The organism is Tepidiphilus margaritifer DSM 15129 (assembly GCF_000425565.1).
Lineage (GTDB): Bacteria > Pseudomonadota > Gammaproteobacteria > Burkholderiales > Rhodocyclaceae > Tepidiphilus > Tepidiphilus margaritifer.
The window spans coordinates 32493-53142 of sequence record NZ_AUDR01000018.1 but is presented as its reverse complement, the minus strand read 5'-3'; the positions used below and the strand labels follow the sequence as shown (position 1 = coordinate 53142).

The following is a 20650-nucleotide window of genomic DNA, read 5'->3' as shown; positions in this document are numbered from 1 at the left end:
GTCGCTCATTCCTGGGAGGCGGGGCGATGGGTATCATGGGGGCGGCGGTACTGCCACAGCAGCAACGCCACGCCGACGGTGATGGCACTGTCGGCGAGGTTGAAGGCGGGCCAAGCCCAACGGCCGGCGTGAAAGAGCAGAAAATCGTAAACGGCGCCGTGCACCAGCCGGTCGACGGCATTGCTCAACGCCCCCCCGACGATCAGGCCGTAGGCGAGGCGCTCCATTCGTTTCGCCTCCGAGTTCGCGGCGAGCCACAGCAGCCATGCGCTCACGGCGAGCGCGAGCAGGAGAAAAAACCCGCGCTGCCAGCCTCCGGCGTGCGCGAGAAAGCTGAAGGCTGCGCCGGTATTGTATACCGAGACGAGCTGCAGGAAAGGCGCGAGCACCAGGCGCTCGCCCTCGGGGATCCAACGCGAGAGAGCGAGCTTGCTGCCCTGGTCGAGCGCCATCACCGCCAGGGCGATGGCGAGCGTCGGCTGCAGGCGGGCGAAGGCGCTCATGCCCAGCGGCGCGTCTCGCCCGCGCCGTGCAGATTGTCGACGCAGCGTGCACACAAGGTGGGGTGCTCGGGGTCGCGACCCACGTCGGCTTCATAGTGCCAGCAGCGCTCGCATTTGGCGTGTGGGCTCGGCTCGACCTCGATGCCCTCGTCTGCAGGCGAGTCGACTTCGACCAGGCGCGCTTGCGAGGTGATGAGGGCGAACTTGAGCTCTTCGCCCAAGGCCGCGAGCGCGGCGTAGCGTTCGCCGTGGGCACGGATCGTGACTTCGGCCTGCAGGGAGGGGCCGACGCGGCCTTGCATGCGCACCGCCTCGATCGCCTTGTTGACCGCCTCGCGCGTCTCGAGCACGAGCGTCCAGCGACGTTCGATCGTTTCGGCGTCAGCGACTTCCGGAATCTCGTGCCAGGTGTGCAGCATCACGCTGTCGTCGTCGCTGCCGGTGAGGTAGGTCCAGATCTCTTCGGCGGTGAAAGCGAGCACTGGCGCCATCAGGCGCACGAAGGCGTGCAAGATGTGGTGGAGTGCCGTCTGCGCCGAGCGCCGCGGCAGGCCATTGGCAGGCGTCGTGTAGAGGCGATCCTTGAGGACGTCGAGGTAGAAGGCGCCCAGTTCCTCGGCGGCGTAGTTCTGCAGCGCCTGCACCACCTTGTGGAATTCGAAACGCTCGTAATCGGCGCAGACCTGCGCCTGCAGGTGCGCCAGCCGCAGCAGGGCGTAGCGGTCGAGCTCCACCATGTCTTCCACTGGAACCGCATCCCGCGCGTACTCGAAGTCGGCCACGTTGGCGAGCATGAAGCGCAGCGTGTTGCGCAGTCGCCGGTAGACCTCGACGACGCGGTCGAGGATCTCCTTGGAGATGGTGAGCTCGCCGGAATAATCCGTGGCGGCGACCCACAGACGCAGGATTTCGGCGCCGAGCGTGTCGGCGACCTGCTGCGGTGCGACGACGTTGCCGCGCGATTTCGACATCTTCAGCCCTTGGCCGTCGACGACGAATCCGTGCGTGAGCAGCCCCCGGTAGGGCGGATGCCCGTCGATGGCACAGCCGGTGAGCAGCGACGAATGGAACCAGCCGCGGTGCTGGTCGGACCCCTCGAGGTACAGGTCGGCCGGATGCCCCAGCTCGGGATGCGAGCCGCGCAGCACGTGCACGTGGGTGGTGCCGGAGTCGAACCACACGTCCAGCGTGTCGAGCACTTTCTCGTAGCGATCCGCTTCCTCGCCGAGCAGTTCGCGGGGATCGAGCCGGAACCAAGCCTCGATCCCCTCGCGCTCGACGCGCCGGGCGACTTCCTCGATGAGCTGCGCCGTAGCGGGGTGCGGTTCGCCCGTGGTCTTGTCGACGAAGAAGGCGATCGGTACGCCCCAGTTGCGTTGGCGCGAGATGCACCAGTCGGGACGATTGGCGATCATGGCATGCAGCCGCGCCTGACCCCAGGCCGGATAGAAACGCGTGGCTTCCACGCCGCGCAAGGCTTTGTCGCGCAGGGTCTCGCCGTCGGGCAGGGTGCGACCGGGGATCGTGTCCATGGCGATGAACCACTGGCCGGTGGCGCGGTAGATCGTCGGGCTCTTGTGGCGCCAGCAGTGGGGGTAGCTGTGGCGGATCGGCGCGTGGGCGAAGAGCGATCCGACCTCCTCGAGCTTGGCGACGATCTTTGGGTTCGCGTCCCAGATCGAAAGCCCGCCGAAGAAGGGGAGCGCAGGATCATAGGTCCCGTCGCCGCGCACGGGCATGAGGATGTCTTCCTGGCGTATGCCCGCCTTGAGACAAGTGACAAAGTCGTCGACCCCGTAGGCCGGCGCCGAATGCACCAGACCCGTGCCGGTGGAGGTATCGACGTAATCCGCCGCGATCACCAGGCTGTCGCGGGAATGGAAAGGGTGGCGGAAACGCAGCCGGTCGAGCGCCGCGCCGTGCGCCGCCCCCAGCACGCGCCCCTCGAGTCCGTAGCGCGCGAGCGCCTGTTCGCGCAGCGCCGCGGCGAGGATGAGCGCGCCGCGGGGTGTGGCCACCAGTTCATAGACGACTTCGGGGTGCACGTTGATCGCCTGGTTGGCGGGGATGGTCCACGGCGTGGTGGTCCAGATCACGGCGTAGATCGGCCCTTGCGGCGGCTCGCTCAGGCCGAAGGCGTGGGCGAGGCGCGTGCGTTCGGCGGGGGCTTCGAGGGGGAAACCGACGTCGATCGCCGGCGAGGTGCGCTCGGCGTATTCGATTTCGGCTTCTGCCAGGGCCGAGCCGCAGTCGAAACACCAGTTGACGGGTTTGAGCCCCTTGTAGAGGTAACCCCGCTCATAGATTTTGCCCAGCGCCCGGATTTCGTTCGCCTCGTTGGCGAAGTTCATCGTGAGGTAAGGGTTGTCCCAGTCGCCCAGCACACCCAGTCGGATGAAATCTTTCATCTGGCGCTGGATCTGCTCGGCGGCGTATTCGCGGCAGCGGCGGCGGGCCTCGTCCGGCGGCAGGTGTTTGCCGTGGAGTTTTTCGATCTGGTGCTCGATCGGCAGACCGTGGCAGTCCCAGCCCGGGACGTAGGGGGCGTCGAACCCGGCCAGCGTCTTCGAGCGTACGATGATGTCCTTGAGGATCTTATTGACCGCGTGTCCGATGTGAATGTCGCCGTTGGCGTAGGGCGGGCCGTCGTGCAGTACGAATTTGGGTCGACCGCGACAGACCTCGCGGATCTTGCGGTAGAGTTTTTTCTGCTGCCATTGGGCGATCCAGCCCGGCTCGCGTTTGGCGAGGTTGGCGCGCATGGGGAAGGGTGTATCGGGAAGGTTGAGCGTGGCACGATAGTCGGTCATGGATGATCCTCGGTCAGGGGGAACGCCGCACCGTGATGTCGATGCCATTGGCGGGCATGGACGACGTCTTCGGCGATCTGGGCTCGAAGGGCGTCCAGGTCGGCGAATTTGCGTTCCTCGCGCAGTTTGTGGAAGAAGGCGATGCACAGGCGACGGCCATAGCATTCGCCGTGCCAGTCGAGCAGGTGGACCTCGAGCCGTGGCAAGAGTCCGCCCACCGTCGGGCGCAGGCCGATGTTGGCCACCGCGGGCAGCGGCGCGGCGGCAAGCCCTGCGACGCTGCAGACATAAACGCCCGGCGGGGCGAGCCGTCGGGGTGACAAGGGAATGTTGGCGGTGGGAAAACCGAGTGCGCGCCCGAGCTTCTCGCCGTGCATCACTCGGCCCTCGATGCTGTACGGGCGGCCGAGCAGACGCGCGGCCTGGGCGAGCTTGCCCTCGGCCACCAGGGTACGGATGAGGCTGCTGGAGACGCGCAGTCCGTCGATGCGCACTTCCGGGACCGGCTCGACGGTGAAACCGAAACGCTCACCGGATTCGAGCAGTTCGGCGAGCCCCCCGCTGCGACGGGCGCCAAAGCGGAAATCGTCGCCGATGACGAGGTGCCGGACGTTCATGCCGCGCACGAGCAGCGTTTCGATGAATTCCGCGGCTCCGAGCCGGGCAAGGCGCAGGTCGAATCGTAGCACGTGCAGGCGATCGAGCGCCGAGTCGGCGAGCGCGAGGAGTTTTTCGCGCAAAGTGCTCAGCCGCGGCGGGGCGGATTGGGGGGCGAAGAATTCACGCGGGTGGGGCTCGAAAGTGAGGGCGGCGGCCTGAATTCCGGCTTCGTCGGCGCGCTCGCGCACCAGACGCAGCAAGACCTGGTGTCCGCGATGGACGCCGTCGAAGTTGCCGATCGTCAGCACGGTAGGCGGATGAGGTCCGCCGATGCCTCGGATGACGCGCATGATGGCCGTGGCCCGGGAAAAACTTCGATTATATCGACTGTGCGGCGAAAAGCGCCGCTTCAGCCTTTACCGTCTCGGGCCGCCATCAAAAGGCGTGGTGTCGGTGAGGTCGCTTCGAGATAGCGCTGCAGCCCCTTGTAGATCGCCTGGGCCAACCGCTCCTGATAGTCGGGATCGGTGAGGCGGCGTTCTTCGAGCGGATTGCTGATGAATGCGGTCTCGATGAGGACGGCGGGCACGTCCGGGTTGCGCAGCACGGCGAAGTTGGCGTATTCGATGTCGCGTTTGTGCAGGGGGTTGATCTCGCCGAGCGAGGAGAGGAGGTAACGACCGAGCTTGGCGGAATCCTGCATGGTCGCCGTGAGGGAGAGATCGAGCAGGGTCTTGGCGACGTGCTCGTTCTTGCTGCCGAGATTGACTCCGCCGATCAGGTCGGCTTCGTTTTCCTTGTTGGCGAGCCAGCGGGCGGTGGTACTCGAGGCGCCGCGATCGCTCAGCACGTAGACCGAACTGCCGCGTGCATCCGAACCGACGACGGCATCGGCGTGGATCGACACGAAAAGATCCGCTTGGGCGGCGCGGGCACGGCGTACCCGCTCACCCAAGGGGACGAAATAATCGTCATTGCGCGTGAGGGCACAGCGCAGGTTGGGCTGGGCATCGAGAATGCGTTTGAGCCGGCGGGCGACTGCCAGCGTCACGTCTTTTTCGCGCGAGCCGAAGCGGCCGATGGCGCCCGGATCTTCGCCGCCGTGGCCGGGATCGATCACGACCACGTAGGGGGCGCTAGCCGATGCCCGAGCCTTGGCCGGAGTGCCCTTGGCCCGGGGCGGGGGAGAGGTTGCAGGGGGGAGATCGGGTGTTTCGCTCAGTTGGGGCGCTGCGGCCACGGGTGGCGAAGGAGCCCGTTTGTTGCCAAGGTCGGCGAGCAGGGCCTGGATGGGATCACGCGGTGTGGTGGGATAGACGTCGATCACCAGGCGGTAGCGGTACTGGGCCACCGGATCGAGCGTGAAGATCTGCGGCTCGGCCTTTTGCTTGAGATCGATGACCACGCGCACGACGTCGGGACGGAACTGCCCCACCCGCACGCCCTGGATGTAGGGGTCTTCCGGCGTGATCTTGCTAGGCAAGCCTTTGAGGACGGCATCGACGCTCATGCCCGGAAGATCGATCACGAGGCGGTCGGGATCGGGAACGAATTGGTATTCGAAATGTAGCGGTTGGTTCGCCTCCAGCGTGATTCGCGTATAGTCTTCGGCCGGCCAGGCGCGTACGGCGACGAAGGCCGCACCCTGCGCCCAGCCCAGACGGGGCGTGAGGGTGAAAGCGGCCAAAAGCGCGCCGGCCTGGCCGAGAAAGCGCCGCCTGCGGGGGGCGACGGCATCAGTCAGCGCGATGAGGCGAGACGGTCGAGGCATTCACTGGCCCTCGGGGTCGAAGCAGTGAGTCGGGCTTCGCGGCTGCCGTCGGGGCGCGGCGTGAGCGCGAGCGTCAGATCCGGCGCCGGCGTGTGCGGGATGGCCTTTTCCGGCCATTCGATCAGGCACACACCCGTGCCGTCGAAGTATTCGTCGAGCCCGGCGCCGAAGAATTCCTCGGGCGTCGCGAAGCGGTAGAAGTCGAAATGATACAAGTTTAGACCGGAAACGGTGTACGGTTCGACGAGCCCGTAGCTTGGGCTCTTGACGGGGCCGGTATGTCCCAAGGCTTTGAGCAAGGCACGCACGAAGGTCGTTTTGCCGGCGCCGAGCGGTCCGACGAGATGGATGACCCAGCCGGGAGCGAGGCAGCCGGTGAGGCGCTGGGCGAGCGACGCCGTGGCGGATTCGTCGGCAAGGGTGAGAAGGAGTTCTCGATGCAAGGACATGAGGAACCTCGGACGGCGGGGCCGATGGACTGGGCGGCGCGCAAGCGCGCGATCGCTGGGGCGGCGGCCCGGCTGGGGTTTTCGGCGATGCAGGTGGCCGAGCCGGACTTGTCGGAGCGCGAGGCGGGCTTGCTCGCCTGGTTGGAGGCCGACTTTCATGGTGAGATGGATTATATGCGCCGGCATGGCCTTTTGCGTGCGCGCCCCGCGGAATTGGTGCCGGGCACGGTGCGGGTGATCTCTTTACGCTTCCCTTATTGGCCTGCGGGTGCGGCCCCGGCGCAGGACGTGCTCGCCGACCCGAGGCTCGGTTATGTGTCGCGCTATGCCCTGGGGCGGGATTACCACAAAGTCGTGCGCGCGCGCCTGGCAAAGCTCCTTGCGTTCATGGAAACGCTGGGGCCGCACCGGGGGCGGGTCTTCGTCGATTCGGCGCCGGTGATGGAAGTGGCCCTTGCCGAGCACGCGGGGCTCGGCTGGCGCGGCAAGCACACGCTCTTGTTGAATCGCGAGGAAGGGTCTTTTTTCTTTCTCGGCGAGATCTTCACCGATTGGCCCTTGCCGGTCGACGAACCGGTTGCGCCGCACTGCGGGCGCTGCACGCGCTGCCTCGATCTCTGCCCGACCCGGGCGATCGTGGCTCCCTATCGTCTGGACGCGCGCCGATGTATTTCTTATTTGACCATCGAGCATCCGGGGCCGATTCCCGAATCCCTGCGCCCGATGATCGGCAATCGCGTCTATGGCTGCGACGATTGCCAACTCGTCTGCCCGTGGAATCGCTTCGCGCGGCGCGTCGAGCTGCCGGAATTCGTGCCACGCCATGGGTTGGATGCGCCGGCGCTCACTTCGCTCTTTGCCTGGAGCGAGACCGAGTTCCTGGAGCGCTTCGCCGGCAGTCCCATCCGGCGCATCGGCTGGGAACGGTGGCTGCGCAACCTGGCCGTGGCCCTGGGCAACGCGCCCACGAGTCCGGACGTGGTGGCGGCGCTCATGGCGCGGCGCGAGCATCCCTCCCTCCTGGTGCGCGAGCACGTCGCCTGGGCGCTCGCACGGCATGGAGCGTCTCGAGGGGTGGTGCTACACTCGCGCTTTTGCGGGGATGGCACGGGATGACGAAGGCGGAGCGCCCCATCGGGGTGTTCGATTCCGGGGTGGGCGGTTTGACGGTGGTGCGCGCCCTCATGGAGCGGCTGCCGTTCGAATCCATCGTTTACTTCGGCGACACGGCGCGCGTGCCCTACGGGATCAAGTCGCCCGACACCATCGCGCGTTACGCGGCCCAGCTCACCCGTTTCCTGCTCGCGCAGGACGTGAAGATGCTGATCGTGGCGTGCAACACCATGGCGGCGGTGGCGCAGGAGGTGGTGCGCGCGCTCGCCGGACCGAACGTGCCGGTGCTCGACGTGATCGAGGCCGGCGCCCGGGCGGCGGTGGCGGCCACGCGCAACGCCACGGTGGGCGTGATCGGCACACCGACCACCATCAACAGCAATGCCTATGCGCTTCGCATTCACGCGCTGCGCGGCGACGTGCGGGTGCATTCACAAGCCTGTGCCCTCTTCGTGCCGTTGGTGGAGGAGGGCTGGCTCGACCATCCGGTGACGCGGCTCACCGCCGAGGAGTACCTCAAGCCGGTGCTCGCCGAAGGGGTGGACACCCTCGTGCTCGGCTGTACTCATTATCCCTTGCTCAAGCCGGTGCTCGCCGAGATCGCCGGGCCGCGGGTGCGTATCGTCGATTCGGCCGTGACCACGGCCGAGCAGGCGGCCCGGGTGCTCGATCGGGAAGAGGGGCTGCGCGCCGGCGCCGGTGCCGCTCCTCGCCATCGTTTCTATGTGACCGACGTCCCTTTGCGCTTCCAGACGATTGCTGAACGATTCCTGGGGCGGTCCTTGCCGGAAGTGGTGCGCGTCGACGTGCCGGAGTAAGGTTCAGGGCTCGGGACCCCTTTTGACAGGGCGACGCGGATCGGCGCTCCATTCGCTCCATGAGCCGGGATAGAGGCGCGAGCCGCTCAGTCTCGCCCATTCCATGACGAGCAGGTTGTGGCAGGCGGTGACGCCGGAGCCGCATTGATGTACCACTTCCGACGGATCGCGGCCGGCAAGGAGCGCTGCGAATTCGGCGCGCAGAACCTCGGGCGGACGGAATCGGCCGTGCTCGTCGAGGTTGAGACGATAGAATCGGTTGATCGCGCCGGGGATATGCCCGGCTCGAGGGTCGAGTGCCTCGTTCTCGCCGCGATAGCGATCAGGACTGCGGGCATCGAGGATGAGGAACCGGCCTGTTCCGAGGTGGGCGAGGAGTTCGTCGGCGGTGACGGTGGGCATGCACGGCTCGGGTGCGGCCGGGTAGGTACATGGCGCAGCTTGCCGCACGCTGCGGTCGAACGGCAGATTGTCGCTGCGCCAGGCGTTCCAGCCCCCGTCGAGCACGGCCACGCGCCGATGCCCGATCCAGCGCAGCATCCACCACGCGCGCGCCGCGAACATTCCTCCGTCGTCATCATAGACGACGACTTGCGTTTCGGGCGTGATACCGCAGTTCCCTACGAAACGGACGAAATCGCCATACGGCGGAAGGGGGTGGCGCCCATTCGTGCCGGTGCGGAGACCGGAGAGATCTTCGTCCAGATGCCAGAAGATCGCTCCAGGAACGTGGGCCTCTGCCCAGGCCCGGCGGCCGATCGCAGGATCGCTGAGGTCGTGTCGACAGTCGATTACCCGCCAGGAAGGGTCGTCCAGGTACTCGGCGAGCGTTCGCGTCGAGACGATGGGAGCGACGGAGTCAGGGGTTGTGATGCGCATTTCGTCCCTCCTTGAGCCAGGCGACGGCTTCTTCTTCCGAATCGAAGACCTTGATCTCCGCTTCGAGGAAGAGGCTCTCGAGCCAGGTGAGCAGGGTGAGCCAGTCGTCTTCGGCGACGATGGCGATGCGGCGAAAGTCGCCCGGATGCTGGCGGGCGAAACGAAATTCTTCCCAGGCGGCATCGATGGTGAACCCCAGCATGCCGCGCAAGTCGAGCAAGACGTCTACCGGGCCACTAAAGCGGTTGCGGTACTCGACCGCATCTTCGAATTGGCGAAAATCCTCGAGCGTGAATTCGCCGAAGACGGCGGCGGAAATGAAGTCGTCGCGAACCTCGATGGTGATCACGGCGGCGGGCTCCCTACGGGCGTAACGGTCGTTGCACACTATAACGGCACAGTGCCGCTGCCGCAAGTCGCATCCGGGTACAAAGGCAGACGCAAGACCACTCGCAACCCATGCGGTTGCACCGATTCCAGGCAAAGACTGCCACGCAGGGCGCGGGCGAGGTTGGCGGCGATCGACAACCCCAGTCCGGTGCCGCCGGTACGGGGGTTGCGCGAGGGCTCCAGCCGCACGAAGGGTTCCAGCACGGTTTCGCGCGCTTCGGGCGGAATGCCCGGTCCATCGTCCTCGACGATGAATTCGCAGAATTTGCCGGCAACGGACCGTAATCCCAGCTTGGCCCGCGTTCCGTAGCGCAGGGCATTGTCGAGCAGGTTGGCGAGGATGCGTCCGAGGGCAGTCGGATCGAGGTGCGCCGTCAGCGCGGAGGTAGGCAAGTCGGCCTCGATCGCGGCGCCCCCCTCGTGGTAGAGATCGAGGAGATCGGTGGTGAAGGCAACGAGGTCCACTTCCTGGTATTCGAGGCGTGGAGTGAGGCTGCGGGCATAGTCGAGGCTGAGCTCGATGAGCCGCTGCATCTCGCTCAGGTCGCGTTCGATGCCGGCGCGGGTCTCGTCTTCGGGCAGCGATTCCAGGCGCAGACGGATGCGCGCGAGCGGCGTGCGCAGATCGTGCGCGATGCCGGCAAGCAGGGCCGTGCGGGCGGTGAGGAGCTGTTCGAGCCGCTCCCGCAGGGCGTTGAGGGTGCGGGCGGTGAGTGCGACCTCATAGGGGCCGTGCTCGGGAAGGGGAGCGGCCGGGGCCTGAGGGGTGGCAAAGGTTTCGAGCGCACGGATGAGACGCTCGAGCGGTGCAGTGACACGACGCAGGGCCCAGAGCGCGATGATCCAAGTGCCGATTCCGGCAAGGGCGAGGGCGGCGACGATGCGCCATGGCAGGCCGGGGGGACGATGCGGGGCGGGTGGCAACATCGCACTCAGAGGGGTTCCGTCCTCGAGTACGACGGTGAGACCTTGTCGTGGCCCGGCTTCGGTGTCGATCTCCCAAAAAGCGATGTCTTCCAGGGAGAGGAAATCGGCGAGCGCTTCATGCCAGGCCGGCGGCAGCGGCAGGAGACGAGCCTGGGGGGGTGGCTCGGCAGGCGCGACGAGCAAGGGGGCGAATTCCCAGCGTTGCACGGCCTGCAGCCGCTCGTTCCAGGGCAGGGCCTCCATCACGGCGACGGCGCGCGCGAGCGCCTGAGCGGCGTCGCGTTGCACTCTCGCTTCGGCCGCGACCCGGCTCTGATGGGCGAGCAACCCCAAGGTGAGGGCAAAGAGCGCCACGACGGCGGCGCTCACGACCCATGCGAGCCGGGTGCTCAGGCGCCGGCCGAAGGAAAGCAGAGGCAGCAGGCTCATTCGATCGCTTCGACCGGGGCGGCAAGCACGTATCCTTGGCCGCGTACCGAGCGAATCGCTCGCGGTGCCTGGGGATCGACCTCGAGTTTGGCGCGCAGGCGGCTGACGGCGATGTCGATGGCGCGGTCGAACACGTCGGCGCCGCGCCCGCGCGTGGCACGCATGAGGTAGTCGCGCGTGAGCACTTCGTTGGGATGCTGGACGAAGAGCGACAAGAGGGCGAACTCGCTGCCGGTGAGCGGCAGTGAGGTGTCGTCGGGCAAGACGATGGTACGTGCCACGGAGTCGAATTCGATCCGACCGATGCGCCAGCGGCGTGGCGCGAGCGAGGGTTGGGCGCCAGGGCCACGCGTGCGCCGCAAGATCGCCTTGATGCGCGCTTCGAGTTCGCGCGGCAGAAAAGGCTTGGTGAGATAGTCGTCGGCACCGACCTCGAGACCGAAGACGCGGTCGAAGTCGTCACTGCGCGCGGTGAGCATCAGCACCGGTACCGCCTGAGTACGCGGATTCGCCCGCAGTCGACGCAGCACACTGGGGCCGTCTTCTGCGGGCAGCATCCAGTCGAGCACGATGAGATCGGGCAGGCGCTGCGCCAGCACCCCATCGAGCGCCGCGGCATCGGCCACCGCATCGACCGAAAATCCCCGCCGTCGCAGATCCTCGGCCAGCAGCCGGCGGAATTCGTGATCATCGTCCACCAGGACGAGGTGATAGGGGGTTTCCATCGGGGCGTCCCGGATCCAGGAAATGTCGCTTCCATTATCGCGCAGTCGCCAAGAAAGAAAAATGCGCGATCGTCGTCGAAAACAAACGTTACACGCTGCAACGCTGTGGAGGGGCGCAGGCTGCCTCCCCATGCTCTAATGACGGTGTCCGAAAGGGACATCATGAGACCAGGAGGAAATGATGATGAATGCACGGATGACGAACAACGGTCGTGCCCGCCATTGGCGGCAGGGTCTCGTTGCCCTGGCCCTGATCGGGGCGGCAGGGGTTGGGTTTGCGCAACAGCCTCCGGCGCCTCCGGGACCCATGGGGCCGGGAGCGGGCTCGGCGGCGCGCCAGCAGATGACGCCGGAGCAATGGCGCGAACGCATGCAGCAGCGCCACGAGGCCGAAGTGAAACGCCTGGAAGGTCTGCTGCACCTGCGCCCCGAGCAGCGTGCCGCTTGGGAAGAATTCGTCGCTGCCTGGGACAAGCACCGCGAGCAATTCTTTTCCTATCGTTGGGACCAGGAGGATCAGCGCACCGTCACGGCGCTGGGACGGCTGCAGCAGCGTGAAGAGATGCTTTCGGCGCACCTCGAGGCGGTGCGTGGCCTGCGCGAGGCGGTGCAGAAGTTCTACATCCAGCTCGACGACGCGCAGCGCGACGTATTCGATCGTGAGTTCATGCGTACGCACCGGGACAAAGGGCCGCGTCACGAGCCGCCCAAGCCCCGCTGATTTCCCCGCATTCGCCCTTGAATGAGCCGATCGCGGCGCGTGATTGCCTGATCACGTCGCCGTGATCGTTTTTTTCGATCGGTTTCCCCCTTGGCGCACGGAACAAACGCCTCTAGAATGGCCTCTGAAGCAGCATAGGCAGTATTTTCAGGAGTCCGCCCCTTGAACAACGTCGTCAAGAATCTCGCGATCTGGATCGTCATCGGCATGGTGCTGATGACGGTCTTCAACCAGTTCAACGAACGCCCCGCCCCGACCAACACCATGGAGTACTCTCAATTCATGGAGGAGGCCAAGTCGGGCCGCATCACCAAGGCCGTCATCGACGGGCGCGTGGTCAAGGCGCTCACCGTCGATGGGCGTCAGGTCACGGTCTATACGCCGGGCGTTCAGGATATCTGGATGGTGTCCGACTTGATGAAAGCCGGGGTGCGCATCTCGGCGAGCAAGCCGGATGAGGGGCCGTCGCTGCTCACCAACATCTTCGTGTCCTGGTTCCCCATGATCCTGCTCATCGGCGTGTGGGTCTTCTTCATGCGCCAGATGCAGGGCGGCGGCAAGGGTGGCGCCTTTTCGTTCGGTAAATCGCGGGCGCGTCTGCTCGACGAGTCGAGCAACACCGTCACCTTTGCCGACGTCGCCGGCTGCGACGAGGCCAAGGAAGAAGTGCAGGAGCTCGTCGATTTCCTGCGCGATCCGTCCAAATTCCAGAAACTCGGCGGACGCATCCCCAAAGGCGTGCTGATGGTGGGCCCTCCGGGTACGGGTAAGACGCTGCTCGCCAAGGCGATCGCCGGCGAGGCCAAGGTGCCCTTCTTCAGCATTTCGGGTTCCGACTTCGTCGAGATGTTCGTCGGCGTGGGCGCGGCGCGCGTGCGCGACATGTTCGAGCAGGCGAAGAAACACGCCCCCTGCATCATCTTCATCGACGAGATCGACGCCGTGGGCCGCCAGCGCGGCGCCGGCTTGGGTGGTGGCAACGACGAGCGCGAGCAGACGCTCAACCAGCTGCTCGTCGAAATGGACGGGTTCGAGGGTGCGAGCGGCATCATCGTGATCGCCGCCACCAACCGTCCCGACGTGCTCGACCCCGCGCTGTTGCGCCCGGGGCGTTTCGACCGGCAGGTGGTGGTCTCGCTGCCCGACGTGCGCGGCCGCGAACAGATCCTCAAGGTGCACATGCGCAAGGTTCCGATCGCACCCGACGTCGACGTCTCCATCCTCGCGCGCGGCACGCCGGGCTTCTCCGGTGCGGATCTCGCCAACCTCGTCAATGAGGCGGCGCTATTCGCCGCGCGCAGCAACAAGCGTCTGGTGGACATGGACGACTTCGAGCGGGCCAAGGACAAGATCATGATGGGGGCCGAGCGGCGCTCGCTCATCATGTCCGAGGAAGAGCGGCGCAACACCGCCTATCACGAAGCCGGGCATGCGGTGGTGGCCAAGCTCCTCGACAAGACCGATCCGGTGCACAAGGTCACCATCATCCCGCGCGGCCGCGCCCTGGGCGTGACCATGCAGCTGCCCGAGGGCGATCGCTACAGCCAGGACAAGGAGCGCTTGCTGCAGATGATTGCCGTGCTCTTCGGCGGGCGTATCTGCGAAGAGATCTTCATGCACCAGATGACCACCGGGGCCTCCAACGACTTCCAGCGCGCCACCGACATCGCACGCAAGATGGTGACGCAGTGGGGCATGTCCGACGTACTCGGACCGATGGTCTATGGCGAAGAGGAGGGCGAGATCTTCCTGGGCCGTTCGGTGACCACGCACCGCAATCTTTCCGAGGCGACCATGCAGAAAGTCGATGCCGAGATCCGGCGCATCATCGACGAGCAGTATGCATTGGCGCGTCGCCTCATCGAAGAGAACCGCGACAAGGTCGAGGCGCTCGCCCAGGCCCTTCTGGAATACGAAACGCTGGATGCCGAGCAGATCGACGACATCATGGCCGGTCGTCCACCCCGTCCGCCCAAGGATCAGGGCAATGGCGGTGCCTCACGCCGGGGCGGCAGTGCTGCCGGCCGGGCGAGCGAGCCCAAGCCCGGCGCTGCACCCGACTCACCCGAGCCGGTGGTGTGATGCGGTGGTTGCAGGCGGGGCGCTTTCGGCTCGATCTCTCCGAGCCGAAAGTGATGGGCATCGTCAATCTCACCGAGGATTCCTTCTCCGGCGACGGGCTCGGCGCGCAGCGTGATCGGGCGCTGCGCCAGGCTGAGGCCTTCATCGCGGCTGGGGTCGATCTGCTCGATTTCGGCGCGGAATCGACGCGCCCCGGGGCCGAACCCGTGCCGGCCGAGCGCGAGCTCGAGCGCTTGCTGCCGGTGCTGGAAGCCCTGAAAGGGGCGCCGGTGCCGCTGTCGGTCGACACGATGAAACCCGAAGTGATGCGCGAGGTGCTGCGCGCGGGGGCCGATCTCATCAACGACGTGGCCGGATTCCGCCTGCCCGGCGCCATCGAGGCGGTGGCCGCCAGCGACTGCGCTTTGTGTGTCATGCACATGAAAGGCGAGCCGCGCACCATGCAGCAGTCTCCCGTCTATACGGACGTGCTCGCCGAAGTCGAGGAATTTCTCGAAGAACGAACCGCGGCGCTGCAGGCGGCGGGCGTGGCGCGCGAGCGCATCCTTTGGGACCCGGGGTTTGGTTTCGGCAAGACGCTGGAGCACAATGCGGCGCTCTTTCGCGCCCTGCCGCGGTTGGCGGCGCGTCAGCCGCTCCTGGTGGGCGTGTCGCGTAAAACCATGATCGGCCAGATCACGGGCCGGCCCGTGGGCGAGCGGCTTGCCGGCAGCCTTGCGGCCGCCGTGCTCGCCTGGGTTCATGGCGCCGCCATCGTGCGGGTGCACGACGTGACGGCCACCATCGATGCCTGCGAGATCGTGCGTGCACTGGGGCCGTTTTCTGGCGACACCATGCCAGCCCAGGCTTTTCGCCCCTGATTTCGTGCGACAATTCGCACCCTGCGCAGCATAGGGTGTAAGAATGGGTCGTTATTTCGGTACCGACGGGATCCGCGCGCGCGTCGGTGAGCCGCTGATGTCGCCGGAATTCGTTCTCAAACTGGGGCATGCTGCCGGACGGGTGCTCGCCCGTCAGGGACAAGGCGGCGCCAAACGCCCGGCGGTGCTCATCGGCAAGGATACGCGTATCTCCGGCTACATGATCGAGTCGGCGCTGGAGGCCGGTTTGTCGGCGGCCGGAGTCGACGTGGTGCTGTGTGGCCCTTTACCCACGCCGGGGGTAGCTTATCTCACCCGCGCCCTGCGGTTGGAGGCCGGGATCGTGGTGAGCGCCTCGCACAATCCCTATCCCGACAACGGGATCAAATTTTTTGGCCCGAATGGCGAGAAATTGCCCGACGCATTGGAGGCCGAAATCGAATCGGCGCTCGAGGCGCCCCTCGTCTGCCGCGAGGCGCACGAGCTGGGGCGGGCCCGACGGCTGGACGACGCCGCGGGCCGTTACATCGAATTTTGCAAGAGCACTTTTCCTTCCTCGATGTCGCTCGAGGGTTTGAGGCTGGTGCTCGATTGCGCCCATGGCGCCGCCTATCAGGTCGCTCCGGCGGTGTTCCACGAATTGGGCGCCGAGGTGGTGGCGCTCGCCAATCAGCCCAATGGATTCAACATCAACGAGGGTGTCGGGGCGACTCATCCCGAATACCTGCAGGCCATGGTCCGCACGCACGAGGCAGACTTGGGCATCGCGCTCGATGGTGACGGCGATCGGGTGATCATGGCCGATGCCTCTGGGCGTCTCTACGATGGCGATGCGCTCCTTTATGTGATCGTGCGTGACCGCGTACTCGGCGGGACTTCCATCGAAGGTGTGGTCGGAACGCTGATGACGAATCTTGGGCTCGAACACGCCCTGCTGCGGCTCGGCGTGCGGCTCGTGCGCGCCAAGGTCGGTGACCGCTACGTTGCCGAGGCGCTGCGTGAGCGGGGATGGGCCTACGGGGGTGAGAGTTCGGGGCATCTGTTGTGCCGTGAGGTCCACACCACGGGCGATGGCATCGTCAGCGCCCTGCAGGTGCTCGCTGCCTTGCGTCGGCGAGGCGAGACCCTGGCGCAAGCCTGTGCCGACCTCGTGCGCTATCCTCAAGTGTTGCGCAACGTTCCCGTGCCGCGCGGCTACGATTGGCAGACTCATCCCGGCGTGCTTGCCGCTTGTCGCGCAGCCGAGGACGAACTGGCCGCGGAAGGGCGCATCCTCTTGCGTCCCTCAGGAACGGAGCCGCTGTTGCGCGTCATGGTGGAAGGGCGCGATGCATCGCTCGTGCAGCATTGGGCCGAGATGCTCGTGGCCGCGGTCGAGGATTCGCTGGCCGCCGGGCGTACGCCGATACGTCATGAGGAGAGGACATGAAGAAAATCGTGCTCGGCAACTGGAAATCGTTGGGGGATACGGCAAGCAATGCCGTTCTGCTCGCCGCGCTTGCCGCTCATCCGCCGGCAAAGGGCGTCGAGGCGGGCATTTGTGTCCCTTTCCCTTTTCTCGCCCAGGCAAGGGCGGTCCTGGACGGTACGGCGATCGGCTGGGGAGCGCAAAACGTCAGCCCCTTCGGTGCCGGGGCCTATACGGGAGAAGTGCACGCCGGCATGCTTGCCGAATTCGGCTGCCGTTATACCCTCGTCGGGCATTCGGAGCGACGCCAGTATTTCGCCGAGACCGACGAGCAGATTGCTGATAAAATCGAGCGTTTGTTGGCTGCGAACATCCGGCCCGTGGTCTGTGTCGGCGAAACGCTCGCCGAACGTGAGGCGGGCGGCTGGTGTGAGATACTCGGCCGGCAAGTGGCGGTGCTCGCTGCCCGGCTCGGTCCGGAGAAGCTTTCCCGTGCCTGGTTCGCCTACGAACCGGTGTGGGCGATCGGCACGGGGCGTGTCGCCGCCGCGGCGGACATCGCCGAGGCGCACGCTTTCTTGCGTGAACGGCTCACGGCGTTGGGCCTGCCGCCTGAAGACATCACGATTCTCTACGGCGGCAGCGTCAAGTCGGACAACGCCGAAGGAGTCTTTGCCGTGTCGGGATGCGATGGCGCGCTCGTCGGGGCGGCCTCGCGTGTCGTCGAAGAATTCATCGCCATCGTCGCGGCGGCCGGCGCCGCGGTGGCTCGAGGATAAGGGAACGAATCATGTCTGGACTCTGGTTTTCCGTCGTGCTGACGATCCATGTCATCATCGCCGTGGCGCTCATCGCGCTGGTGTTGCTGCAACGGGGCAAAGGGGCCGACGCGGGCGCCGCCTTTGGCGGAGGATCCTCGGCAAGCCTCTTCGGGGCAAGTGGCGGGGCGAATTTCCTCAGCCGCACCACCGCGGTGCTTGCCACGCTCTTCTTTTTGACGAGCCTCACGCTCACTTATCTCGCGAGCCACCGTACCGTCGAAGGGCAGGGGAGCATCATGCAGAGCGCCCCCGTGGAAGCAGTGCCGCAACCGTCGGCTCCTTCTGTTCCTGCCCCTTCCCAGGCGCCGGCCGTGCCGCAGTAAAGAGAGGGCTTGCAAAAAGGCGGGCTTCCGCTATAATTCGCGAACTACGCAAGCCGACGTGGTGGAATTGGTAGACACGCCATCTTGAGGGGGTGGTGGCGCAAGCCGTGTGAGTTCGAGTCTCACCGTCGGCACCAGGAAAAAGCAGCTGATTCCGCTGCTTTTTTTTCGCCGAATCTATGATAAATAAATAACGACAACGGCACCGGGTTTCGTTTGCCGAGCTTCTGACGGGTGGTGCGTTTTTGCGCTATCATGAGGCCGTGTTTCTGGCGAACGGGGCAGCCAAGGGGTCATCATGATCGAGAATTATTTCCCGGTTTTCGTGTTTCTCATCGTTGCCTTGCTCTTTAGCATGGTGCCGGTGCTGCTTGGTTGGCTGCTCGGTCCCCGGCGGCCCGATCCGGAAAAACTCTCGCCCTATGAGTGCGGCTTCGAGCCTTTCGAAGACGCACGTATCCGCTTCGATGTCCGCTACTATCTGATCGCGATCCTCTTTATTCTGTTCGATCTCGAAATCGCCTTTCTCTTTCCCTGGGCGGTGGTTTTCAAAGAGATGATCGCCGAAGGATCGCATGCGCTCTACGTGTTCGGCACCGTCATGGTCTTCCTGGCAGTGCTGGTGATCGGTTATATCGTCGAGTGGAAGAACGGGGCGCTCGACTGGGAGTGAAACGATGAGCATCGAAGGGGTCATGCGCGAAGGGTTTCTTACCACTTCGCTCGATACGATCATCAACTGGACCCGTACCGGGTCGCTGTGGCCCATGACCTTCGGTCTGGCCTGCTGCGCCGTCGAAATGATCCACGCCGGTTGCTCGCGCTACGATCTCGATCGTTTCGGCGTCGTCTTCCGCCCCAGTCCGCGCCAGTCCGACGTGATGATCGTCGCCGGCACGCTGTGCAACAAGATGGCGCCGGCGCTGCGCAAGGTCTACGACCAGATGCCCGAGCCGCGCTGGGTGATCTCCATGGGCTCCTGCGCCAACGGCGGCGGCTACTACCACTATTCATACTCGGTGGTGCGCGGCTGTGACCGCATCGTGCCGGTGGACATTTACGTCCCGGGCTGCCCGCCCACGGCCGAGGCGCTGCTCTATGGCATCATTCAGCTGCAGAACAAGATCAAACGCACTTTGACCATCGCGCGCTGAGTCCCGGAGACGAGTATGAGTCGCATCGAACGTTTGGCGCAAACCCTCCAGGAGGTGCTCGGTGACAGAGCACTCGAGGTGCTCGTCGATCGAGGCGAAGTCACGCTGCGCGTGGCTGTCGCCGACTACCTCGCCGTGGCCGGGCTCCTGCGGGATCATCCCGATCTGGCGTTCGAGCAGCTCATCGACCTCTCCGGTCTGGATTATTCCGGCTATGGCAACCGTCCCTGGCCTGGTCGCCGTTTCGCCGTGGCCGTACATCTGCTGTCCTTGCAGCACAACGTGCGTCTGCGCGTCAAGGTCTTTGCCGAAGACGACGAATTTCCCGTGATCCCTTCCCTGATCGAGATCTGGCCCAGCGTCGACTGGTATGAGCGTGAGGCGTTCGACCTCTTCGGCATCCTCTTCGAAGGGCACCCGGACCTGCGGCGCATCCTCACCGACTATGGCTTCGTGGGACATCCGCTACGCAAGGATTTCCCCGTGAGCGGTCATGTCGAAATGCGCTACGATCCCCATTTGCGCCGCGTGATCTACCAACCCGTCACGATCGAGCCGCGCGTCAATGCACCGCGCATCGTGCGTGAAGCCCACTACGGGGACGTCGACCATGGCTGAGATTCGCAACTACACGATCAACTTCGGCCCGCAGCACCCTTCCGCGCACGGCGTGTTGCGGCTCATCCTCGAGCTCGACGGCGAAGTCGTCGAGCGCGCCGATCCCCACATCGGCTTGTTGCACCGTGGCACCGAGAAACTCGCGGAAACGCGCACCTGGGTGCAGTCGGTCCCCTACATGGACCGGCTGGACTACGTCTCGATGATGTGCAACGAGCACGCCTACTGCATGGCCATCGAGCGGCTGCTGGGTATCGAGGTACCGATTCGCGCCCAATACATCCGGGTGATGTTCGACGAGATCACGCGCATCCTCAATCACCTGCTCAACATTGGCACGCACGCGCTCGACATCGGCGCGATGACGATGGTGCTCTACACCTTCCGCGAGCGCGAAGACCTCATGGATGCGTACGAGGCGGTCTCCGGTGCGCGCATGCACGCGGCCTATTATCGGCCGGGCGGCGTCTATCGCGACCTGCCCGATCAGATGCCGAAGTATCAGGTGAGCAAATACAAGGACGAGAAACGCGTGCGCGAGCTCAATCGCAACCGCGAGGGGTCGTTGCTCGATTTTCTCGAAGATTTCACCGAGCGATTCCCCAAATACCTCGACGATTATCACGAACTGCTCACCGACAACCGCATCTGGAAGCAGCGCACGGTGGGCGTCGGCGTGGTTTCGCCCGAGCAGGCGCTCGCCTGGGGCTTCACCGGGCCCATGTTGCGTGGATCCGGTGTGGCCTGGGACCTGCGCAAGAAGCAGCCCTACGAGGTCTACGACCAGCTCGAATTCGACATCCCCGTGGGCACCAATGGCGATTGCTACGACCGCTATCTGGTGCGCATGGAAGAGATGCGTCAGTCGAATCGCATCATCAAGCAATGCATCGACTGGCTGCGCAAGAATCCCGGCCCGGTGATCACCGACAACCACAAGGTCGCTCCGCCTCGGCGTGAAAAAATGAAGTCGGGCATGGAGGAACTCATCCACCACTTCAAGCTGATGACCGAGGGGATCCACGTGCCGCCGGGTGAGGTCTATGCCGCGGTCGAGCATCCCAAAGGCGAATTCGGCGTCTATGCCGTCTCCGACGGCGCCAACAAACCTTACCGCGTCAAGTTGCGCGCGCCGGGTTTCGCACACCTCTCGGCGATGGATCGCATGGCGCGGGGGCATCTCATCGCCGACGTGGTGGCGATCATCGGGACCATGGACATCGTCTTCGGCGAGATCGATCGCTGAGAC

At 65.3% G+C, this 20650-nt stretch carries 21 protein-coding genes and 1 tRNA gene; 13 read left to right on the top strand and 9 right to left on the bottom strand.

Translation table 11 applies throughout. The annotated features are described in order from the left end of the window. Positions 1–5: 5 nt before the first annotated feature. The 5 genes from lspA to tsaE are packed head-to-tail and all read right to left on the bottom strand — an operon-like array spanning position 6 to position 6133. Positions 6–503, bottom strand: a complete 498-nt coding sequence (lspA, locus tag H607_RS0107510; RefSeq protein WP_028874925.1) for a signal peptidase II — start codon at positions 501–503, stop codon at positions 6–8. Continuing rightward, positions 500–3313: an isoleucine--tRNA ligase gene (gene ileS, locus H607_RS0107505; RefSeq protein ID WP_028874924.1), complete on the bottom strand. Its 2814-nt coding sequence runs from the start codon at positions 3311–3313 to the stop codon at positions 500–502. The genes lspA and ileS overlap by 4 nt, the downstream gene beginning before the upstream one ends. Then, positions 3310–4263, bottom strand: coding sequence for a bifunctional riboflavin kinase/FAD synthetase (locus H607_RS0107500; RefSeq protein ID WP_028874923.1), 954 nt, complete (start codon positions 4261–4263; stop codon positions 3310–3312). The genes ileS and H607_RS0107500 overlap by 4 nt, the downstream gene beginning before the upstream one ends. A 59-nt stretch (positions 4264–4322) precedes the next feature. Beyond that, positions 4323–5684 carry an N-acetylmuramoyl-L-alanine amidase gene (locus H607_RS12180; protein WP_037990012.1) on the bottom strand — a complete coding sequence of 454 codons (1362 nt, stop codon included), beginning with the start codon at positions 5682–5684 and terminating at the stop codon, positions 4323–4325. After that, complete coding sequence (gene tsaE, locus H607_RS0107490; RefSeq protein ID WP_037990009.1) at positions 5654–6133, bottom strand: tRNA (adenosine(37)-N6)-threonylcarbamoyltransferase complex ATPase subunit type 1 TsaE; 480 nt, start codon at positions 6131–6133, stop codon at positions 5654–5656. The genes H607_RS12180 and tsaE overlap by 31 nt, the downstream gene beginning before the upstream one ends. Between tsaE and queG the strand changes: the two genes are divergently transcribed. Then, on the top strand, positions 6122–7249 hold the full coding sequence (gene queG / locus H607_RS12175) for a tRNA epoxyqueuosine(34) reductase QueG (protein WP_088178701.1): 1128 nt from the start codon (positions 6122–6124) through the stop codon (positions 7247–7249). The genes tsaE and queG overlap by 12 nt on opposite strands. Next, the gene (gene murI, locus H607_RS0107480) at positions 7246–8064 is read left to right on the top strand and encodes a glutamate racemase (protein ID WP_028874921.1); all 819 of its coding nucleotides are present in this window, start codon (positions 7246–7248) and stop codon (positions 8062–8064) included. Before queG ends, murI begins: the two co-directional genes overlap by 4 nt. 3 nt (positions 8065–8067) lie before the next feature. Here murI and H607_RS0107475 read toward each other — a convergent pair whose 3' ends face one another. The 4 genes from H607_RS0107475 to H607_RS0107460 are packed head-to-tail and all read right to left on the bottom strand — an operon-like array spanning position 8068 to position 11414. Beyond that, positions 8068–8943 (bottom strand): sulfurtransferase, encoded by an 876-nt coding sequence (locus H607_RS0107475; RefSeq protein WP_037990006.1) that lies wholly within the window; start codon positions 8941–8943, stop codon positions 8068–8070. Next, positions 8924–9292, bottom strand: coding sequence for a SpoIIAA family protein (locus tag H607_RS0107470; RefSeq protein ID WP_028874919.1), 369 nt, complete (start codon positions 9290–9292; stop codon positions 8924–8926). The genes H607_RS0107475 and H607_RS0107470 overlap by 20 nt, the downstream gene beginning before the upstream one ends. A 38-nt stretch (positions 9293–9330) precedes the next feature. Continuing rightward, positions 9331–10689, bottom strand: coding sequence for a sensor histidine kinase (locus tag H607_RS12170; RefSeq protein ID WP_037990003.1), 1359 nt, complete (start codon positions 10687–10689; stop codon positions 9331–9333). Further along, complete coding sequence (locus H607_RS0107460; RefSeq protein WP_028874918.1) at positions 10686–11414, bottom strand: response regulator; 729 nt, start codon at positions 11412–11414, stop codon at positions 10686–10688. Before H607_RS0107460 ends, H607_RS12170 begins: the two co-directional genes overlap by 4 nt. A 178-nt stretch (positions 11415–11592) precedes the next feature. Between H607_RS0107460 and H607_RS0107455 the strand changes: the two genes are divergently transcribed. From H607_RS0107455 to H607_RS0107405, 11 genes are all read left to right on the top strand, one after another. Beyond that, positions 11593–12135: a Spy/CpxP family protein refolding chaperone gene (locus H607_RS0107455; protein ID WP_083961982.1), complete on the top strand. Its 543-nt coding sequence runs from the start codon at positions 11593–11595 to the stop codon at positions 12133–12135. A 162-nt stretch (positions 12136–12297) separates the two neighbouring features. Further along, on the top strand, positions 12298–14217 hold the full coding sequence (gene ftsH, locus H607_RS12165; protein ID WP_083961981.1) for an ATP-dependent zinc metalloprotease FtsH: 1920 nt from the start codon (positions 12298–12300) through the stop codon (positions 14215–14217). Further along, positions 14217–15077, top strand: coding sequence for a dihydropteroate synthase (gene folP, locus H607_RS12160; RefSeq protein ID WP_051240753.1), 861 nt, complete (start codon positions 14217–14219; stop codon positions 15075–15077). Before ftsH ends, folP begins: the two co-directional genes overlap by 1 nt. A gap of 43 nt (positions 15078–15120) precedes the next feature. After that, positions 15121–16506, top strand: a complete 1386-nt coding sequence (gene glmM / locus H607_RS0107440) for a phosphoglucosamine mutase (RefSeq protein ID WP_028874916.1) — start codon at positions 15121–15123, stop codon at positions 16504–16506. Beyond that, a complete protein-coding gene (gene tpiA / locus H607_RS0107435) occupies positions 16503–17264 on the top strand; it encodes a triose-phosphate isomerase (RefSeq protein WP_028874915.1) in 762 nt (253 codons plus the stop codon). The genes glmM and tpiA overlap by 4 nt, the downstream gene beginning before the upstream one ends. Before the next feature lie 11 nt (positions 17265–17275). Next, positions 17276–17629, top strand: coding sequence for a preprotein translocase subunit SecG (gene secG, locus H607_RS0107430; RefSeq protein ID WP_028874914.1), 354 nt, complete (start codon positions 17276–17278; stop codon positions 17627–17629). Positions 17630–17681: 52 nt separating this feature from the next. Beyond that, positions 17682–17766 (top strand) — tRNA-Leu (locus H607_RS0107425). Positions 17767–17927: 161 nt separating this feature from the next. Continuing rightward, positions 17928–18302, top strand: coding sequence for an NADH-quinone oxidoreductase subunit A (locus tag H607_RS0107420; protein WP_028874913.1), 375 nt, complete (start codon positions 17928–17930; stop codon positions 18300–18302). A 4-nt stretch (positions 18303–18306) separates the two neighbouring features. After that, complete coding sequence (locus H607_RS0107415; RefSeq protein ID WP_028874912.1) at positions 18307–18783, top strand: NuoB/complex I 20 kDa subunit family protein; 477 nt, start codon at positions 18307–18309, stop codon at positions 18781–18783. Positions 18784–18798: 15 nt separating this feature from the next. Next, positions 18799–19401 carry an NADH-quinone oxidoreductase subunit C gene (locus tag H607_RS0107410; protein ID WP_028874911.1) on the top strand — a complete coding sequence of 201 codons (603 nt, stop codon included), beginning with the start codon at positions 18799–18801 and terminating at the stop codon, positions 19399–19401. Continuing rightward, the gene (locus tag H607_RS0107405) at positions 19394–20647 is read left to right on the top strand and encodes an NADH-quinone oxidoreductase subunit D (RefSeq protein WP_028874910.1); all 1254 of its coding nucleotides are present in this window, start codon (positions 19394–19396) and stop codon (positions 20645–20647) included. The genes H607_RS0107410 and H607_RS0107405 overlap by 8 nt, the downstream gene beginning before the upstream one ends. Positions 20648–20650: the final 3 nt, after the last annotated feature.

What these genes read in the sequence shown, in the direction of transcription:
- ileS (WP_028874924.1), bottom strand. Translation starts at nt 3,313, where the DNA reads ATGACCGACTATCGTGCCACGCTCAACCTTCCCGATACACCCTTCCCC.
- H607_RS12180 (WP_037990012.1), bottom strand. Translation starts at nt 5,684, where the DNA reads ATGCCTCGACCGTCTCGCCTCATCGCGCTGACTGATGCCGTCGCCCCC.
- H607_RS0107475 (WP_037990006.1), bottom strand. Translation starts at nt 8,943, where the DNA reads ATGCGCATCACAACCCCTGACTCCGTCGCTCCCATCGTCTCGACGCGA.
- queG (WP_088178701.1), top strand. Translation starts at nt 6,122, where the DNA reads ATGCAAGGACATGAGGAACCTCGGACGGCGGGGCCGATGGACTGGGCG.
- H607_RS0107415 (WP_028874912.1), top strand. Translation starts at nt 18,307, where the DNA reads ATGAGCATCGAAGGGGTCATGCGCGAAGGGTTTCTTACCACTTCGCTC.
- murI (WP_028874921.1), top strand. Translation starts at nt 7,246, where the DNA reads ATGACGAAGGCGGAGCGCCCCATCGGGGTGTTCGATTCCGGGGTGGGC.
- folP (WP_051240753.1), top strand. Translation starts at nt 14,217, where the DNA reads ATGCGGTGGTTGCAGGCGGGGCGCTTTCGGCTCGATCTCTCCGAGCCG.
- H607_RS0107410 (WP_028874911.1), top strand. Translation starts at nt 18,799, where the DNA reads ATGAGTCGCATCGAACGTTTGGCGCAAACCCTCCAGGAGGTGCTCGGT.
- lspA (WP_028874925.1), bottom strand. Translation starts at nt 503, where the DNA reads ATGAGCGCCTTCGCCCGCCTGCAGCCGACGCTCGCCATCGCCCTGGCG.
- H607_RS12170 (WP_037990003.1), bottom strand. Translation starts at nt 10,689, where the DNA reads ATGAGCCTGCTGCCTCTGCTTTCCTTCGGCCGGCGCCTGAGCACCCGG.
- H607_RS0107500 (WP_028874923.1), bottom strand. Translation starts at nt 4,263, where the DNA reads ATGCGCGTCATCCGAGGCATCGGCGGACCTCATCCGCCTACCGTGCTG.
- H607_RS0107460 (WP_028874918.1), bottom strand. Translation starts at nt 11,414, where the DNA reads ATGGAAACCCCCTATCACCTCGTCCTGGTGGACGATGATCACGAATTC.
- H607_RS0107455 (WP_083961982.1), top strand. Translation starts at nt 11,593, where the DNA reads ATGATGATGAATGCACGGATGACGAACAACGGTCGTGCCCGCCATTGG.
- tsaE (WP_037990009.1), bottom strand. Translation starts at nt 6,133, where the DNA reads ATGTCCTTGCATCGAGAACTCCTTCTCACCCTTGCCGACGAATCCGCC.
- H607_RS0107405 (WP_028874910.1), top strand. Translation starts at nt 19,394, where the DNA reads ATGGCTGAGATTCGCAACTACACGATCAACTTCGGCCCGCAGCACCCT.
- glmM (WP_028874916.1), top strand. Translation starts at nt 15,121, where the DNA reads ATGGGTCGTTATTTCGGTACCGACGGGATCCGCGCGCGCGTCGGTGAG.
- tpiA (WP_028874915.1), top strand. Translation starts at nt 16,503, where the DNA reads ATGAAGAAAATCGTGCTCGGCAACTGGAAATCGTTGGGGGATACGGCA.
- H607_RS0107420 (WP_028874913.1), top strand. Translation starts at nt 17,928, where the DNA reads ATGATCGAGAATTATTTCCCGGTTTTCGTGTTTCTCATCGTTGCCTTG.
- secG (WP_028874914.1), top strand. Translation starts at nt 17,276, where the DNA reads ATGTCTGGACTCTGGTTTTCCGTCGTGCTGACGATCCATGTCATCATC.